Genomic DNA, 15,975 nt, shown 5'->3' with positions numbered 1-15,975 from the left:
TGAGGCTGGGGAAACCTCTGGTTTTACCCAGCTGCAAAACGAGCAGTGAGACTGCAAGAGAGGGTTTGTGGATTTTGATTTTAATTTGATTCTGGTACCAGCGACGCTGATTTTCTTTTTGGTGTGGTTGCTTGATAAATTTGTATTTAAACAACGTGCAAATAGAGGGCGGAATCAGGAACATTTTCTTATCACATGGGCATATGACTTCTGGCCAGTGTTGGCAGTCGTGCTGATTCTACGTTCTTTCTTATATGAACCATTTAATATTCCTTCTGACTCGATGGTACCTACCTTGGAGACAGGTGATTTTATTCTGGTGAATAAATTTGATTATGGTTTACGTCTCCCTGTAGTGAACACTAAAGTTGTCAATGTTGGTGAGCCGAAACGTGGTGAAGTGATTGTATTCCGTTATCCACCACAACCAACGATTAGCTATATCAAGCGTGTAGTGGGTTTGCCGGGTGACCATATCCAGTTTAAAGCGGGTGAGTTGACGATTAATGGTCAGCAAATTGCAAAAGTCGCAACGCAATTCTCACGTGTGAAAGACCAGCAAGACACACCAACGGCTTTGTATTTTAAAGAAACATTAGGTGAACACCAACATTTGATCCGTTATCTAGAAGGGCGTAACCCACTGATTGAGCAATTCCAGTTTGCGCAATTAAAAGGTGCTGAAGCCTTGGTTCCATTTGTTGCTAAAGCCAATGACGTCTTTATCAAAAGCAATGGACAGGATTGGGAAGTCACCGTGCCTGAAGGTCAATATTTCGCAATGGGCGATAACCGTGACCAAAGTGCGGATAGTCGTTTTTGGGGCTTTGTACCTGAAGCGAATTTAACAGGTCGAGCTTTTTATATATGGATGCATAAAGAGCCAGGCTTTAATCTTCCAAGTTTCAACCGAAATGGTAAGATTGATTGATAAAAACATAAAGGAAATATAAAGATGCGTAAATCTCAACTTGGGACTTCGTATATTGCAATTTTATTTGGGGTGGTTTTATTTGCAGTTGCTGTAAAAGCAGCAATTGCGATCTGGCCAGCATACTGGGATGACAAGCTGATTAATAGTCAGATTGAAGGCTTATTAAAAGATAGCCCTGCGAACATTACACCAAGTAAGTTCGCCTCTCAGATGGATCAACGTTTTGATATGAACGGTATCCGTGATCTACATTTTAAGGATATTGCGCAAGTGACTTATAAAGATGATCTTGTCGTAGTAAAGAAGTATGAAATCCGTAAGCCTTTCATGCTAAATATTAGTCTAGTTATGACCTTTGAGAAGACTTTTGACCAAAAATCTGCAAAACAAGCTCAATGATACTCGGTTGCAAGGACGAATCGGTCACCAGTTTAAACAGATTGATTTGTTAAAACTGGCCTTAACCCATCGTTCTGTCAGCCATAAACACAATTATGAACGCCTAGAATTTCTAGGCGATTCATTATTGGGAATGATCGTTGCGAATTATTTGTACAATGCCTATCCACTGGAAAATGAAGGCCGCTTAACGCGAATGCGTGCGACTTTGGTTCGACAGGAAGCGTTAGGAAAAATCGCAAATGATTTACAACTGAGTCGGTCATTAATTTTAAGCACTGGCGAGCTAAAATCAGGTGGTCATCACCGTGAATCTATTTTGGCAGACACAGTTGAAGCAATTATTGGTGCTATTTATTTAGACTGTAATGATCTCAACCTGTTGGAACGCATTGTGTTAAAATGGTATGAACCATATCTTGATCATATCGAACCGACAGATCAACTGAAAGACCCGAAATCACGTTTGCAAGAGTATTTACAAGCACGTAAAAAACCTCTCCCAGTTTACGAGGTTGTAGATATTCAGGGCGATGCACCGAATCAGCATTTCAAAGTGGAATGTTTGGTCGATGGATTGCCAAAAATTCAAGGCGAGGGCTCAAGTCGTCGTTTTGCCGAACAAACGGCAGCGGCAGAGATTTTAAAATTATTGGAGCAATAACCTGATGTCCCATTCAAATGAAAATAAGCCAGAAGCAGCTGAGCAGCAAGACGGCAGTAACTTGATTGATCAATTTTTCAGTTCTCAAGGAACTACGATTCCTTCTGATTTTAAAAGCGGTTTTGTTGCGATCGTTGGTCGCCCAAATGTCGGTAAGTCGACATTAATGAACCATTTATTGGGTCAAAAACTGTCAATTACTTCACGTAAGCCACAAACCACACGTCATAAGATTGTTGGTATTGATTCTCGTGAAAAATCACAGGCGGTATTTGTTGATACGCCAGGGATGCACAAGAAAGAAGTGCGTGCGATCAATAAAATGATGAACCGCGCTGCTCATTCAGCATTGCGTGATGTGAATCTGGTTTTATTTGTGGTTGATGCACAGAAGTGGACTCAAAACGATGAACTGGTTTTGGAAAAGCTGAAAAATGCAGATATGCCCGTAATTCTTGTGATCAATAAGCTGGATACCTTTGAGAACAAAAACGAAGCATTACCGCTGATTCGTGAACGTGCCAAGTTAATGAACTTTGCCGAGATTGTTCCTGTATCCGCATTGCGTGGTGCGAATCTTGAGCATTTGCGTGATACGATTGAAAAGTATCTGCCTTATCAGCCGCCATTGTATTCACTGGATCAGATTACTGACCGTTCTGAACGCTTCCTTGCGAGTGAAATTATTCGTGAGAAAATCATGCGCCAGTTGGGTGAAGAGCTACCATACGATTTGACTGTACAGATTGAATCTTTTAAAACAGAAGAAGCGACTGTAAATGAAAAAACAGGGCGTTTAAAACCACCTTGTACTTATATTGATGCGACGATCTTTGTTGAACGCCAAGGCCAAAAAGCCATTGTGATTGGTGATAAAGGTGCGAAGCTGAAAAGTATCGGTATGGATGCGCGTGCTGACATGGAAAAAATGTTTGAACAAAAGATCATGCTAACGCTTTGGGTGAAAGTCAAAGGCGGCTGGTCTGATGATGAGCGTGCTTTGAAAAGCTTGGGTTATAGCGATATTTAAGCAATGGAAACAGGTATGAAAACAACAATTCGTGTATTCGCAATCGTGACATGTATTTTCATGTTGCAAGGGTGTGTTCATAAGCTTGTAACTGTACCTGTTAAAGTGGCTTATAAGACAACCAAAGGTGTAGTCAAAGGAACGGCAGCTGTCGTAGGTGCGGTTATTCCTGATGGTGATGATGAAGAAAAGGATGAAAAGAAGAAGGACTAATATCGTTCCATGATGCGTAATGAAGTCCTGCATGGCTATTTGATTCATCATCGTAAATATCGTGAAAAAAGCCATATTGTGCATTTATTTACACAAGAATATGGTCGGGTGGATGGAATCTTAAGACAGATTCCTCCACCGCAGTATCAACCTATTTGCTTGCAAGCGACAGGCAAATCCGAGCTTAAAAATTTCACTAAACTGGAAATTCTGAATCAGCCTGTTTTCTTTCATGGCGATGCATTTTTTGCCGGTTTCTATTTAAATGAAATTGTGTTGCGTCTTTGCCCTCTGGAAGAGGCTTTACCGCAAACATTTGAGCAATATCAGTTGACCTTGTTGCAATTGCAGCAACTTGCCTCACATGAGCAAGCCTCCTTATTCTTACGACAAATCCTGCGTCAATTCGAGCATGATTTATTGCAAGAGTTGGGCTATGCCATCGATTTCTCTGTGGATGCAAATCAACAAGACATCTTGCCACTTCGGCATTATCAATTTCAGCTGAATGATGGCTTTCTGCCCGTTGCTCAAGCATCACGTTCGACACTTTCTGGTACGTTGATTACATCTATGCAAAACTATGAAGATGGTCAGGATTTTTCTCACGAACAATTGCAATTATTGGGTAAACTATACCGTCAAATGATTAGCTCATTGTTGGGTGACCGGCCACTCAAAAGCCGTCAACTCTGGATTCAAAGTACACAAACTTGATATTCCTGATGTATTGAAAATAATTATTCAGGGCTAAACCGATAGGATATTTTTTATGGCTGCAATCTTGGGTGTAAACATTGATCATGTTGCAACATTAAGACAGGCACGTGGTACAACTTACCCTGATCCAGTTCAGGCTGCTTTGGTTTGTGAACAAGCGGGTGCAGAGGGGATTACCTTGCATTTACGTGAAGATCGTCGCCATATACAGGATGATGATGTACGTCGTATGCGTCCCTTGCTGAAAACTCGAATGAATCTTGAGTTGGCAGTGACAGATGAAATGGTTGCATTTGCCAAAGAGATTCAGCCTCAACATGTTTGCTTTGTCCCTGAACGTCGTCAAGAGGTGACAACCGAAGGTGGTCTGGATGTTGTAGGGCACTTTGAAAAAGTGAAGGCAGCAACACAAGCACTGACCGCAATTGGCAGTGATGTGTCGTTATTTATCGATGCTGATCTAGCTCAAATTGATGCGGCTGTCGCATGTGGTGCGCCGACCATTGAGATTCATACTGGTGCTTATGCAGATGCAGAGACTGAGGAGCAGCAACAAGCAGAATTGGATCGTATTATCAAAGGCGTGGAGTATGCGGCTGCCAAAGGTCTGGTTGTGAATGCAGGTCATGGCTTAAATCTGGACAATGTTGCAGCGATTGCAGCGATCCCTCAAATTCATGAGCTGAATATTGGTCACTCGATTATTGCAGATAGCGTATTCGTTGGACTGGCTCAAGCGGTAAAAGATATGAAAGCAGCAATTCAGGCTGCTGCGAGATAAGTTGATGAGTAGTGTAAATTATGATGAGTTAATGCAACCCGTCATTGCATTTTTAGGTTGTACAACGCCTCAGGCATGGTTAGATGAAGCGGTAAATAACCTTGATATCTTGATGCAAGACCATGCCAACTGTGAGAAGAAAGCAGCAAGTACAGCCATGAATTTGATGTTCCGCTATAGCTTCTTTACAGACTTGCAAGTGAAATTGGCGCAATTGGTTCGTGAAGAGATGCTGCATTATGAGCAGGTACTTGAATTCATGAACAAGCGCGGCCAAGAATGGAAGGGCTTGAGCGCAGGGCGTTATGCAGGCGGATTACGTAAAGAAATCCGTACTTATGAGCCTGAAGCGTTGATTGATGTCATGATCATTGGTGCATTTGTGGAAGCACGTTCATGTGAGCGTTTCTATGCGCTGGCACCGATTGTTGATGATGAGCTTGGGCGTTACTATCGTTATTTACTTAAATCGGAATCTCGCCATTTTGAGGACTATTTAGCTTTGGCTTTAGATGTTGCAAAATCAGCGAAACTCAAAGATCCAGAAGAAGATATTCAGCAACGCATTGAATATATCCGTGAAGTGGAAAAAAATCTGATTTTAACTCCAGATGATACATTCCGTTTTCATAGTGGTGTACCCGCAAAGGTTGCAGCTTAATCTGCATTCGAAAGAAAAAACCTCTGATCAGCAGAGGTTTTTTTATGGCTATTGGATTTTATCGTGGCATAAAAAAAACCCCGATCAATGATCAGGGCTTTTTAGAATCTTGGCTCTCCCACCTGGGCTCGAACCAGGGACCTGCGGATTAACAGTCCGTCGCTCTACCGACTGAGCTATGGGAGAATAGTAGATTGGCTCTCCAACCTGGGCTCGAACCAGGGACCTGCGGATTAACAGTCCGTCGCTCTACCGACTGAGCTATTGGAGAATCTGATGCGCATTTTATGCATGAAAAGCAGATGCGTCAACAACAATAGTAAATAAAATTAATCGTTTGCTTGATTAATAATCTTTTCAGTGCAAAGCGAACAAAAAATGCGAGAAAAAGATCTTATTTACTTAAAAATTAATCAGTTAATGTGTTGTTCCTTGAACTTTGCCAAAGCATCTATTCGATATTGAATCAGCATTTCCCCAATTTCTGGGCCACTGACATGTTCCGGCAAATCCTGCGCACGTATATTTCTGACGATTTGCATGGCATCTAACATATATTGTGCTTGCGGATAAGGGCGCTGCTCCAAACCCAAGCGACCTTTGGCATCACATTCACAGGCCTGTACAAAAGCTTCCACTTTTTCTGGTCGGCGTAGTACATCCAAACGCTGTAACAAACGCCATAAAGTACCCGGTTTCAGATTTTTCACCTGATGACATTTTAAATGCTCTTTACATACGATCAGAGCCAGATTTTTAAGCGCAGTCGGTACTTTTAAGCGATCACAGATTTGAGTAACGGGCGGAATACCACGTTCTTCATGCATAATATGTCGTGGCAATTCTTCTACAGGAGTAAGTGCTTTCCCTAGGTCGTGTACCAGCACTGCAAAGCGCACTTCAAGTGCATAATTTGCTAAGCAGGCCTGTTTAAGCGCCATTAACGTATGAATGCCACAGTCAATTTCAGGATGATACTCTGGACGCTGTGGGACGCCGAATAATGCATTAATTTCTGGAAATAAGACTTCCAAGGCATCACAGTCTTTTAAGATCTGGAAATACACATCAGCATGGTCTTCCATTAAGGCACGAGAGGTTTCTTTCCAGACACGCTCGGGTGTTAATGCGCTTAATTCACCTGATTGGGCAATTTTCCGCATCAATTGCAAGGTTTCTTCTGCAACAGTAAAGCCGTAAGTTGCATAACGTGCTGCAAAACGGGCTACGCGGAGTACACGCAAGGGATCTTCGGTAAATGCATCTGAAACATGACGTAGTACTTTGTGCTGTAAGTCCTGCTGACCACCATAAGGGTCATACACTTGACCATGATCGTCCATTGCCATTGCATTAATGGTCAGGTCACGACGAATCAGATCATCTTCTAATTTTACGCTGGTATCGGTAAAAAACTGAAAGCCATGATAACCCACACCAGATTTGCGTTCAGTGCGCGCTAGTGCGTATTCTTCTTTTGTTTTTGGATGTAGAAATACAGGAAAATCTTTACCGACAGGTTGATAACCTTCGGCCAATAATTGTTCGGGCGTTGCTCCAACCACCACATAATCTTTTTCGTGATAGGGATGGCCGAGTAAATGATCCCGAACTGCACCGCCTACTAAATAAACTTGCATGAAAAAACCTCTATTCTTCACACAATCATGCTACAGAATAGAGGTTTTCTCAAGCGCTAAGCAAAGCTTTTCTGGAAAAGCTTTGCTTAGGTGAACTTAGTTTTGGCTTTGTTGAATTTCAGCGACTGTTAATGCGGTCATATTTACCAAACGACGAGTCGTTGCTGTAGGTGTCAGAATATGAACAGGTTTTGCAGCACCAAGTAAAATAGGACCAATTGTCACGTTATTACCCGAAGTTGCTTTTAACAGGTTGAATGAAATGTTTGCCGAATCAAGGTTAGGCATAATCAACAGATTTGCAGAACCTTTGAAGCGTGAATTCGGGAATGCAAAATGACGAATATTTTCATCTAATGCTGCATCACCGTGCATCTCGCCTTCAACTTCAAGTTCAGGTGCCTGTTCAGACAATAAACGATAAACTTCACGCATTTTTTGTGCGCTTGGATCGGTTTGGTCGCTACCGAAACTCGAGTGCGAAAGCAGGGCAACACGCGGTGTAATACCAAAACGACGAACTTCTTCTGCTGCTAAAATGGTCATTTCAGCAAGCTGAGCAGCAGTTGGGTTGGTGTTTACATATGTATCGGCAATAAATAAATTGCGATCTTCAAGCATTAACGCGTTCAAGGTAAAGAATGTGCTACGACCTTCTTTCAAACCAATGATATTTTTCACGAAATCTAAGTGAATGTCATAGCTTGAATAAGTACCACATAACATACCATCTGCTTTACCAAATTTCACCAGCATCGCTGCGATGAGTGTAGAACGGCGGCGTGCTTCACGTTGAGCGTATTCAACTGTAACGCCTTTGCGTTGCATGATCTGGTGATATTCTTTAGAGAACTCTTCGTACTGAGGATTTTTTTCCTGATCGACGATTTCAATGTTTACACCATGTTGTAAACGTAAACCGAGCTTCTTGATATTCTCTTCGATCACGGCTGTACGACCAACAAGAATCGGTTTTGCCAAGCCTTCATCAACAGCAATTTGAACCGCACGTAATACGCGTAGATCTTCACCTTCAGCATAAGCAATGCGTTTAGGGTCAGTCTTCGCCTGTGCAAAGATCGGTTTCATCAAGAATGCCGAGTTATAAACGAACTCAGAAAGACGTTGACGATATGCAGAGAAGTCTTCGATTGGACGAGTTGCTACGCCAGAATCCATTGCTGCTTTCGCAACGGCTGGAGCAATTTCCAGAATCAAACGTTGATCAAGTGGGCGAGGGATCAGATAGTCACGACCAAATGAAGCTGATTTTTCACCGTAAGTTGCAGCATCTGCTTCAACATGTGCCATACGCGCAATCGCATGAACACAGGCAATTTTCATATCTTCATTAATTGTTGTTGCGCCAACATCAAGCGCACCACGGAAGATATAAGGGAAACAAAGTGCATTGTTCACTTGGTTTGGATAGTCAGAACGACCTGTTGCCATAATGACATCTGGGCGAACTTCATGCGCATGTTCAGGTAAAATTTCTGGATCAGGGTTTGCCAATGCAAAAATGATCGGGTTCTCAGCCATTTCCTTAACCATTTCTTTGGTTAAGATGCCTGCTGCTGAAAGACCCAAGAACATATCTGCGCCTGCCATGACTTCATGCAACTGGCTTGCCTGAATGTCTTGAACATAACGTTTTTTAGACTCGTCCAGACCTTCACGCGCAGTGGTCAAAAGACCGCGAGAGTCAGCAACAACAATGTTGTTTTTATTTACGCCTAAAGCGCAAAGTAAATCTAGGCAAGAAAGTGCAGCAGCACCTGCGCCTGAGGCAACAATTTTAATTTCATCAATTTTCTTATTTACGATCTGTAAAGCATTGAGTAATGCTGAACCGACAATAATACTTGTACCATGTTGGTCATCATGGAATACAGGAATTTTCATGCGTTCGCGAAGTTTCTTTTCAATGTAGAAACATTCTGGCGCTTTGATATCTTCAAGGTTGATACCACCAAATGTTGGCTCTAGCGCAGCAACAATATCAACGATCTTGTCTGGATCATTTTCATCAATTTCGATATCGAATACATCAACACCAGCGAACTTTTTAAAGAGAACGCCTTTACCTTCCATGACTGGCTTAGAAGCAAGAGGACCAATATTTCCCAAACCAAGCACAGCAGTACCATTACTCACGACGGCGACCAGATTACCACGTGCTGTATATTTCGCAGCGGTAGAAGGGTCTCTTTCGATTTCTAAACATGGAGCTGCAACACCAGGGGAATAAGCAAGCGCTAGATCTCGTTGGTTAACGAGCTGCTTGTTCGGTGTCACACTGATTTTTCCAGGTGTAGGAAATTCATGGTAATACAAAGCGGCTTGTTTTAAAGATTGATCGTCCATCTGAGTCTCATTTGTTCCGATAATAATCAGACATATAGAAGTCTAATTACTATATTAAGATAAGTGCACAAGAATATAGCACTAGTTCATGCTTTCGCACAGTCAAAAAAGCTTATTTTCACTGAACGATACAGCTATTCACAATCGATACCCAGCAGCAAAGAAAGGGCCAAAAAGCTTAAAATTTACTTTTAAATGGAATATCTTGCAGTTGACAGATGTAGATGCTGTTGCAGGTATTCTGTTGCTTCTATTGCAGTCAGTGGCTTGGAGAACAGGTAACCCTGTAATATGTCGCAGTTTTGTGCTTTTAGATAGTCACGCTGCTGTTCGGTTTCTACACCTTCGGCAACGACTTTTAGGCCAATTGTTTTACCCATGGCGATCATGGCATTAACTATCGCATCCTGTTTTGGATTACCAATTTTTAAAATAAATGCACGATCAATTTTCAAAATGTCAATTGGATATTCGGTTAAGTAGGCAAGAGAAGAATAGCCTGTACCAAAGTCATCCAGTGCAATAGAGATCTGACGTTCTTTCAATGCATTGAGAATAGTTTTAACGTTCTCGGTATTTTCCAGAAAAGCGGATTCGGTAATTTCCAGTTCAAGGTTTTTGCCAGAAACATCATAAGTTGTCAGGACTTCGTCAATATCATGCAGTAATTGACCACGCAAAATCTGTTGGGCCACAATATTAACCGCAATATTGATATTGCTAAAACCAAGTTTTTGCCATGCCTGTAACTGCTTGGCTGCTTCATGTAAGACAAACTGCCCAATATCGGAAATCAAGCTGGTGCTTTCTGCTAAAGGAATAAAAATGCTTGGCATAATTAATCCTTTAGTTGGGTGTTTCCAGCGAATCAGCGCTTCGAAACCATTAATCTGATCATTGAATGTGCTGATCTTCGGTTGATAGTAAACCACCAGTTCATTGTTCTGAATGGCTTTTCTTAGATCAAGCTCGAGATCACTATATTGATCAACAAAATTCGCTCTTTCATTGGAATAATAATGGATGGTATTGCCGCCTAGGCGTTTTGCTTCATTTAGCGCCTGTTCTGCATGGGTATTTAAATTATCAACTTGACGACCATGTTCGGGATAGATCGCCACCCCAATAGAGATACTGACAAAATATTCTTGATCGGCAATATAAAAAGCTTTGCTGAAAGCTTCTACAATATTATTGCAGAGTTGATGAATAGGCGGATGTAAATGCGATATTTCATAAATAATTGCAAAATCATCTGCACTTAAATGCGCGACCAGCAGGGCATCAATATTACTGATTCGTAGTCGTTGTGCGACTTGTTTAAGCAACTCATTTCCAGCTTTATTGCTGATAATTTCATTGAGTGCACGGAAACGATCGATATTCAGGCGAATGACAGCCAAGTGTTGAATGGCAGGTTCATTGACTAGATATTGATGCAGTTGTTGCTGATAATAAAAACGGTTAGGCAGATCAGTTAAGGTGTCGTAATTGATCAAATAAGATAAACGCTGTTCCTGATGTTTACGTTCAGTTTGATCCGAAACAATACCAATATAATTGATGACGCGATCTTGTTCATCTTTCACAGCATTGATGTGAATCCATAGGTAACATGATTTTTCAGAGTTATAAGTTTCCTGAAATTCACCTTCATATTCCTGTGCTTCACGTAACGTATCCAGAATAGAAAGATGAAAGTTATGATGATGCTGTTTATTCTGTTTGGTAATTTCAAATAGCTGTTTGCCTAAAATGGCTTGTTTATCTAAACCTGTGAGCTGCTCATATTTAGGGTTGATCTCAACATAATTGAAGTTTTCATCCAATATAAAAATACCCTCAGAAGCCTGTTCAAATACATTTGCAGCCAATTTAAGGCGCTCCTGATCTTTCTTCTCCTGATTGATGTCACGATGTACACCGACCATACGTAAGGCGGTACCATTTTTCGGGTCTCTTAAAATGACCTGACCGACAGCGTGAATCCAGGTCCAGTCACCATTTTCATTTTTAATACGGAAAGTTTCTTCGTAACGCGGTGATTGGCCCGATAAGTGTTGATACAAGGTGTTTTTTACACGTTCAACATCATTTGGATGGGTAACTTCATTCAGTAAGGTATAAAGATTTTGCGCATTATGTGCGACTTCATGAGGAAGCGGCGAAGCATCAGGAATCGTATTTTCAAGATTCCAGTCCCAATGCTGAATTCCAGCGGTTTCATGTGCTAATGCCAGACTCTGACGATGTTCTTCTAGACTTTCATTCATCTGCGTGAGGTCAAAAGTACGTTCACGCACTTTTTGTTCTAACAAATGATTATTGAACTGGAGCTGGGCTTCGATATCTTTAGATTTATTCACTTCATGTTGAAGCTGTTGGCAGAGTTCTTCAGTCCAATTGCTATGCTGTTGCGCAGCATCAATCAATTGTTTATTTTTTTCCAGTACCAGCGCGAGATGCTTGTGAATTTTATAAGTGGCTTGAGCGCAAAGCACGGTCGCGAAAAATGACGAATAATAGGCCAGATAGAATAGGGTATGGTCATGATGCCGATGTAAAAGCTGGGTTATAATTAATGGTGCGATACTCGGGATAAAAAATAAAAAGAAATAACGGATATGCTGTGTTAAAAAGGTCAGTGCAATGATATGTGACGCAGTTAGTAATAACGCGGTGAGCGTTAAAACATGAGAGCCGATCAAATTCGGAACATCGGAGCCTAAGTAATGATTGATAATGACGGTATTAACGCCGATTAATAAACCTGTAAAAAAACAAATGAGTTGAAAAATAATATTGGTTTTATGGTTATAACGAACCGCAGAGTAACGTTTTAATAAAAAATGACAAATACAGGAAAAACCAAGCAGGATGGCAAGTGTGATAGTCATCCATGTGGTAAAAATATTGGCTTCAAAGGTGTAAAAAACGCCAAACAGTGCATAATCTAACAGACAAATAGCAAACACACTTATTACAAACAAGCGTACATGATTCGGATAACTAATTTGATCCGTATAGATAAACTGTGGCAAGCTTTTGTCCTGAACCCCTAACATATAAAGCATAATCCTTTTCATTTTTTATCTATGTGGACAGTCTTTGTTTTTTTGTAAACATAGTCGATTTGCGCTTTAAATTAGCGCTAAATAAAATGGAAAGCAATGCTCAGGCATGATTAGGGAGCAAAGTGGTAATTTAAAATGGATAAAGCCACAACTGGAGCGGTTTCTGTTCTTAAAACGCGGTCTCCGATACACCAGTTTTTAAAATTATTTTGATTGGCAATGTTAATCTCTGCTTCACTTAAGCCACCTTCCGGGCCAATCAGTAAAGCCAGATCAGGTGAGCTATTTAACAGAACGTTGTTCTGATCTTTATTCGGAGCAAGCACAAAACGTGATTCAGGTAGGTCAGACTCAACCCAGTCAGTCACAGAAATAGGGGCAAGAATTTCTGGCACACGATTCATCCCGCATTGTTCGCATGCTGCAATTGCCACAGATTGCCAGTGATCCAGTTTCTTTTGGTCGCGATCATATTTTAAACGCATTTCGCAACGTTCACTGGTTAAAAGCTGAATCGTGGTAACGCCGAGTTCAGTTGCTTTCTGAATCGCATAATCCATACGATCACCTTTACTCATGACTTGACCTAAAGTCACCTTAAAAGGGGCAGTGCGGTCTGCTGCATCAAACTGATCAACCGAAACAAACGCATTTTTTTTGTTGATCTGAGTCAGGGTTACAACATATTCACCACCTTTTCCATTGAAAAAGATGGCTTGTTCTTGTTCTTTTGCGCGAAGCACACGTACCCAGTGATGAAATACCGATTCTGTTAATTCAACGGTATTGCCAGTATTTAATTCGGTTTCGATATAAAAACGATTCATGCTTGGGTAGGGCTCGTACAAATTAGTTTAAACCAAGATCAACAACCAGTTGTCGAGTCGGTTCAGTTTGGTTCATTGAGTAGAAATGTAGTGTTGGTGCACCACCAGCGATTAAACGCTCGCACAGATTCACAATCACTTCGTGACCGAAAGCTTTGATGCTTGCACTATCATCACCATAGGCAGCAAGCTGCTTGCGGATCCAGCGTGGAATTTCTGCACCTGTACCATCAGCAAAACGGATTAAGTTGCTTGCATTGGTGATCGGCATAATACCTGGTGCAACTGGAATATTCACGCCTGCTTTCGCAATTCGTTCAATAAAATAGAAATATGCATCTGGATTGAAGAAAAATTGAGTAATGCCGGCATTTGCCCCTGCATTTACTTTTTCTACAAAACGTTGGATATCACCATCAAAACTGTCTGCTTGTGGGTGCATTTCAGGGTATGCAGCGACTTCAATGTGGAAATGATCACCTGAATGTTCACGAATAAAGCGAACCAGATCCTGTGCATAAGGAAGTTCACCTAAGCCCACCTGACCTGAAGGTAGATCACCACGCAATGCGACAATACGATCAATACCTTGAGATTTATATAAGTCTAAAAGCTCTGCGATACGGGCTTTGTCATCCCCGATACAAGACAAGTGAGGCGCAACAGGTGTACCTTGACCATTAAAGTCATTAATCGCAGCTAAAGTACGTTCACGGGTAGAGCCGCCAGCACCATAAGTAATGGAGAAAAACTCTGGATTTAACAGTTGTAGTTCTTGATGAACAACACGTAACTTTTCCGCACCCGCATCAGTTTTTGGTGGGAAAAACTCAAAAGAAATAGGAACACGCTTCGTCATTTCAAATCCTTTTTAACTCGCCTGAAAAATTTTAGAAAAAAGGGCAGTCCGTAAAACGTCTGCCCTGATTTTCTTAGTATTTGTAAGCGTCAGATTTGAACGGGCCTTCCACTGGAACGCCTAAGTAATCTGCCTGTACTTGCGTCAGTTGTGTTAATACACCACCGAAGCCAACAACCATTGCCGCAGCAACTTCTTCATCTAATTTCTTAGGAAGTACTTCTACGCGAATCGCCGCTTGTTTTTGATCAGCAGGCAAGTCAGCAAATTTCTCAGCGAATAAATGCATTTGACCTAAAACCTGGTTTGCGAAAGAACCATCCATGACACGTGATGGGTGACCTGTTGCGTTACCAAGGTTTACTAGGCGACCTTCAGATAAAAGGATCAAATAGTTGTTTTCATCTTCTGAACGATATACTTGGTGTACTTGTGGCTTCACTTCAACCCACTTGTAACCACGTAGGTAAGCTGTATCGATTTCAGTGTCAAAGTGACCGATGTTACATACAACCGCACCTGCTTTTAAGCTATCTAACATTGCTGAATCACATACGTGGTAGTTACCTGTAGTGGTCACAACAAGGTCAGTATTGCCGAGTAGATCGTGATTGATGTCTTCTTTCTTACCTGTTTGCACGCCATTTTTGTATGGAGATACAACTTCGTAGCCGTCCATACATGCTTGCATTGCACAAATCGGGTCAACTTCAGTTACACGTACGATCATGCCTTCTTGACGTAAAGATTGCGCAGAACCTTTACCTACGTCACCATAACCGATCACAAGTGCACGACGACCAGAAAGCAACATATCAGTCGCACGTTTGATGGCATCATTTAATGAATGACGGCAACCATATTTGTTGTCATTCTTCGATTTAGTGATCGAATCATTCACATTGATTGCAGGAACTTTAAGTGAACCGTCTTTCCACATTTCCAATAGACGTTGCACGCCTGTAGTGGTTTCTTCGGTAATACCGTGAATACGTTCTAACAACGCTGGGTATTTTTCATGGACAAGTGCAGTCAAGTCACCGCCATCGTCCAGAATCATGTTGGCATCCCAAGGCTGACCATTCACATTGATCTGTTGCTCTAGGCACCATACATATTCTTCTTCTGTTTCACCTTTCCAGGCAAATACAGGCACACCGCTTGCAGCAATGGCAGCAGCAGCATGGTCTTGAGTAGAGAAGATGTTACAAGACGTCCAACGTACTTCTGCGCCAAGTTCAACTAATGTTTCGATTAGAACAGCAGTCTGGATTGTCATGTGGATACAACCCAAGATTTTTGCGCCAGCAAGTGGTTTAGCTGCTGAATAACGCTTACGTAAACCAATCAAAGCTGGCATTTCTGCTTCAGCAAGTTTGATCTCTTTACGACCGTAGTCAGCAAGGGAAATATCAGCAACTTTATAATCTGTAAATGAAGCATTCACCGCGTTCATCAGGATCTCCTAGAAAAAATAGTATGGATCATTCTGTTCGCGGATGCCGTTGTTGGCTAAAGCGAATGTTTAACCGATCGTCGAGCCTGGCAAATTGATCTTTAGTGCCGATCAATTGTCGCAGCATCCCTCGACTGGGCAATATGATACTTGGAAATCAGTTTTGTTCCAATAGGGACTGTTGACATTTCACAGATACTTGCGACAGAGGATATTTTTTAGGCGGTACAAGGAGAGTTTTGCGAAACTTAGTACACTAAGTAAGCAAAACATAACGTAGTAACGGCAAAAAATAGGCCTGTCCCAGAGGGTTATAGCTAAAACTTCCCTAAACTACGTTATGAAACTTG

14 protein-coding genes and 2 tRNA genes are annotated in these 15,975 nt (G+C 41.5%); 8 read left to right on the top strand and 8 right to left on the bottom strand.

Annotated elements, in window-relative coordinates; translation table 11 throughout:
* Positions 1 to 67: 67 nt before the first annotated feature.
* From lepB to AWW72_RS13150, 8 genes are read left to right on the top strand one after another with little or no spacing between them, the layout of a single operon-like run.
* Positions 68 to 931, top strand: a complete 864-nt coding sequence (lepB, locus tag AWW72_RS13185; RefSeq protein WP_062847625.1) for a signal peptidase I — start codon at positions 68 to 70, stop codon at positions 929 to 931.
* Between the two features lie 24 nt (positions 932 to 955).
* Complete coding sequence (locus AWW72_RS13180; protein WP_047432431.1) at positions 956 to 1,333, top strand: DUF4845 domain-containing protein; 378 nt, start codon at positions 956 to 958, stop codon at positions 1,331 to 1,333.
* Positions 1,302 to 1,997 (top strand): ribonuclease III, encoded by a 696-nt coding sequence (gene rnc / locus AWW72_RS13175; protein ID WP_004771512.1) that lies wholly within the window; start codon positions 1,302 to 1,304, stop codon positions 1,995 to 1,997. Before AWW72_RS13180 ends, rnc begins: the two co-directional genes overlap by 32 nt.
* A gap of 4 nt (positions 1,998 to 2,001) precedes the next feature.
* Entirely contained in the window at positions 2,002 to 3,027 is a 1,026-nt protein-coding gene (gene era / locus AWW72_RS13170) for a GTPase Era (protein ID WP_062847624.1), read from the top strand.
* Between the two features lie 15 nt (positions 3,028 to 3,042).
* On the top strand, positions 3,043 to 3,240 hold the full coding sequence (locus tag AWW72_RS13165) for an NF038104 family lipoprotein (RefSeq protein WP_004771515.1): 198 nt from the start codon (positions 3,043 to 3,045) through the stop codon (positions 3,238 to 3,240).
* A gap of 9 nt (positions 3,241 to 3,249) precedes the next feature.
* The gene (recO, locus tag AWW72_RS13160; RefSeq protein ID WP_062847623.1) at positions 3,250 to 3,957 is read left to right on the top strand and encodes a DNA repair protein RecO; all 708 of its coding nucleotides are present in this window, start codon (positions 3,250 to 3,252) and stop codon (positions 3,955 to 3,957) included.
* A gap of 55 nt (positions 3,958 to 4,012) precedes the next feature.
* Complete coding sequence (gene pdxJ, locus AWW72_RS13155; protein WP_062847622.1) at positions 4,013 to 4,741, top strand: pyridoxine 5'-phosphate synthase; 729 nt, start codon at positions 4,013 to 4,015, stop codon at positions 4,739 to 4,741.
* A 4-nt stretch (positions 4,742 to 4,745) separates the two neighbouring features.
* Entirely contained in the window at positions 4,746 to 5,402 is a 657-nt protein-coding gene (locus AWW72_RS13150; protein WP_005229541.1) for a MiaE family protein, read from the top strand.
* Positions 5,403 to 5,512: 110 nt separating this feature from the next.
* Here AWW72_RS13150 and AWW72_RS13145 read toward each other — a convergent pair.
* From AWW72_RS13145 to ahcY, 8 genes are all read right to left on the bottom strand, one after another.
* A tRNA-Asn gene (locus AWW72_RS13145) sits at positions 5,513 to 5,588 on the bottom strand.
* 9 nt (positions 5,589 to 5,597) lie between these two features.
* A tRNA-Asn gene (locus AWW72_RS13140) sits at positions 5,598 to 5,673 on the bottom strand.
* A 142-nt stretch (positions 5,674 to 5,815) separates the two neighbouring features.
* Complete coding sequence (locus AWW72_RS13135) at positions 5,816 to 7,042, bottom strand: multifunctional CCA addition/repair protein (RefSeq protein ID WP_062847621.1); 1,227 nt, start codon at positions 7,040 to 7,042, stop codon at positions 5,816 to 5,818.
* A 96-nt stretch (positions 7,043 to 7,138) separates the two neighbouring features.
* The gene (locus AWW72_RS13130) at positions 7,139 to 9,409 is read right to left on the bottom strand and encodes an NADP-dependent malic enzyme (RefSeq protein WP_004771523.1); all 2,271 of its coding nucleotides are present in this window, start codon (positions 9,407 to 9,409) and stop codon (positions 7,139 to 7,141) included.
* A 191-nt stretch (positions 9,410 to 9,600) separates the two neighbouring features.
* Complete coding sequence (locus AWW72_RS13125) at positions 9,601 to 12,474, bottom strand: bifunctional diguanylate cyclase/phosphodiesterase (RefSeq protein WP_062847620.1); 2,874 nt, start codon at positions 12,472 to 12,474, stop codon at positions 9,601 to 9,603.
* Positions 12,475 to 12,593: 119 nt separating this feature from the next.
* On the bottom strand, positions 12,594 to 13,310 hold the full coding sequence (locus AWW72_RS13120; RefSeq protein WP_062847619.1) for a 16S rRNA (uracil(1498)-N(3))-methyltransferase: 717 nt from the start codon (positions 13,308 to 13,310) through the stop codon (positions 12,594 to 12,596).
* A 22-nt stretch (positions 13,311 to 13,332) separates the two neighbouring features.
* On the bottom strand, positions 13,333 to 14,169 hold the full coding sequence (gene metF / locus AWW72_RS13115) for a methylenetetrahydrofolate reductase [NAD(P)H] (RefSeq protein WP_005229551.1): 837 nt from the start codon (positions 14,167 to 14,169) through the stop codon (positions 13,333 to 13,335).
* A gap of 73 nt (positions 14,170 to 14,242) precedes the next feature.
* On the bottom strand, positions 14,243 to 15,625 hold the full coding sequence (gene ahcY / locus AWW72_RS13110; protein WP_004771530.1) for an adenosylhomocysteinase: 1,383 nt from the start codon (positions 15,623 to 15,625) through the stop codon (positions 14,243 to 14,245).
* Positions 15,626 to 15,975 lie beyond the last annotated feature (350 nt).

The organism is Acinetobacter sp. NRRL B-65365 (assembly GCF_001605865.1).
Classification (GTDB): Bacteria; Pseudomonadota; Gammaproteobacteria; order Pseudomonadales; family Moraxellaceae; genus Acinetobacter; species Acinetobacter vivianii.
The sequence above is the reverse complement of the archived record's forward strand: the minus strand, read 5'-3'. Positions and strand labels throughout refer to the sequence as shown.

Excerpts from the sequence above, each read along its gene's own strand:
- AWW72_RS13180 (WP_047432431.1), top strand. The coding sequence starts at position 956 with ATGCGTAAATCTCAACTTGGGACTTCGTATATTGCAATTTTATTTGGG.
- era (WP_062847624.1), top strand. The coding sequence starts at position 2,002 with ATGTCCCATTCAAATGAAAATAAGCCAGAAGCAGCTGAGCAGCAAGAC.
- AWW72_RS13165 (WP_004771515.1), top strand. The coding sequence starts at position 3,043 with ATGAAAACAACAATTCGTGTATTCGCAATCGTGACATGTATTTTCATG.
- recO (WP_062847623.1), top strand. The coding sequence starts at position 3,250 with ATGATGCGTAATGAAGTCCTGCATGGCTATTTGATTCATCATCGTAAA.
- pdxJ (WP_062847622.1), top strand. The coding sequence starts at position 4,013 with ATGGCTGCAATCTTGGGTGTAAACATTGATCATGTTGCAACATTAAGA.
- AWW72_RS13150 (WP_005229541.1), top strand. The coding sequence starts at position 4,746 with ATGAGTAGTGTAAATTATGATGAGTTAATGCAACCCGTCATTGCATTT.
- AWW72_RS13135 (WP_062847621.1), bottom strand. The coding sequence starts at position 7,042 with ATGCAAGTTTATTTAGTAGGCGGTGCAGTTCGGGATCATTTACTCGGC.
- AWW72_RS13130 (WP_004771523.1), bottom strand. The coding sequence starts at position 9,409 with ATGGACGATCAATCTTTAAAACAAGCCGCTTTGTATTACCATGAATTT.
- AWW72_RS13125 (WP_062847620.1), bottom strand. The coding sequence starts at position 12,474 with ATGTTAGGGGTTCAGGACAAAAGCTTGCCACAGTTTATCTATACGGAT.
- AWW72_RS13120 (WP_062847619.1), bottom strand. The coding sequence starts at position 13,310 with ATGAATCGTTTTTATATCGAAACCGAATTAAATACTGGCAATACCGTT.
- metF (WP_005229551.1), bottom strand. The coding sequence starts at position 14,169 with ATGACGAAGCGTGTTCCTATTTCTTTTGAGTTTTTCCCACCAAAAACT.
- ahcY (WP_004771530.1), bottom strand. The coding sequence starts at position 15,625 with ATGAACGCGGTGAATGCTTCATTTACAGATTATAAAGTTGCTGATATT.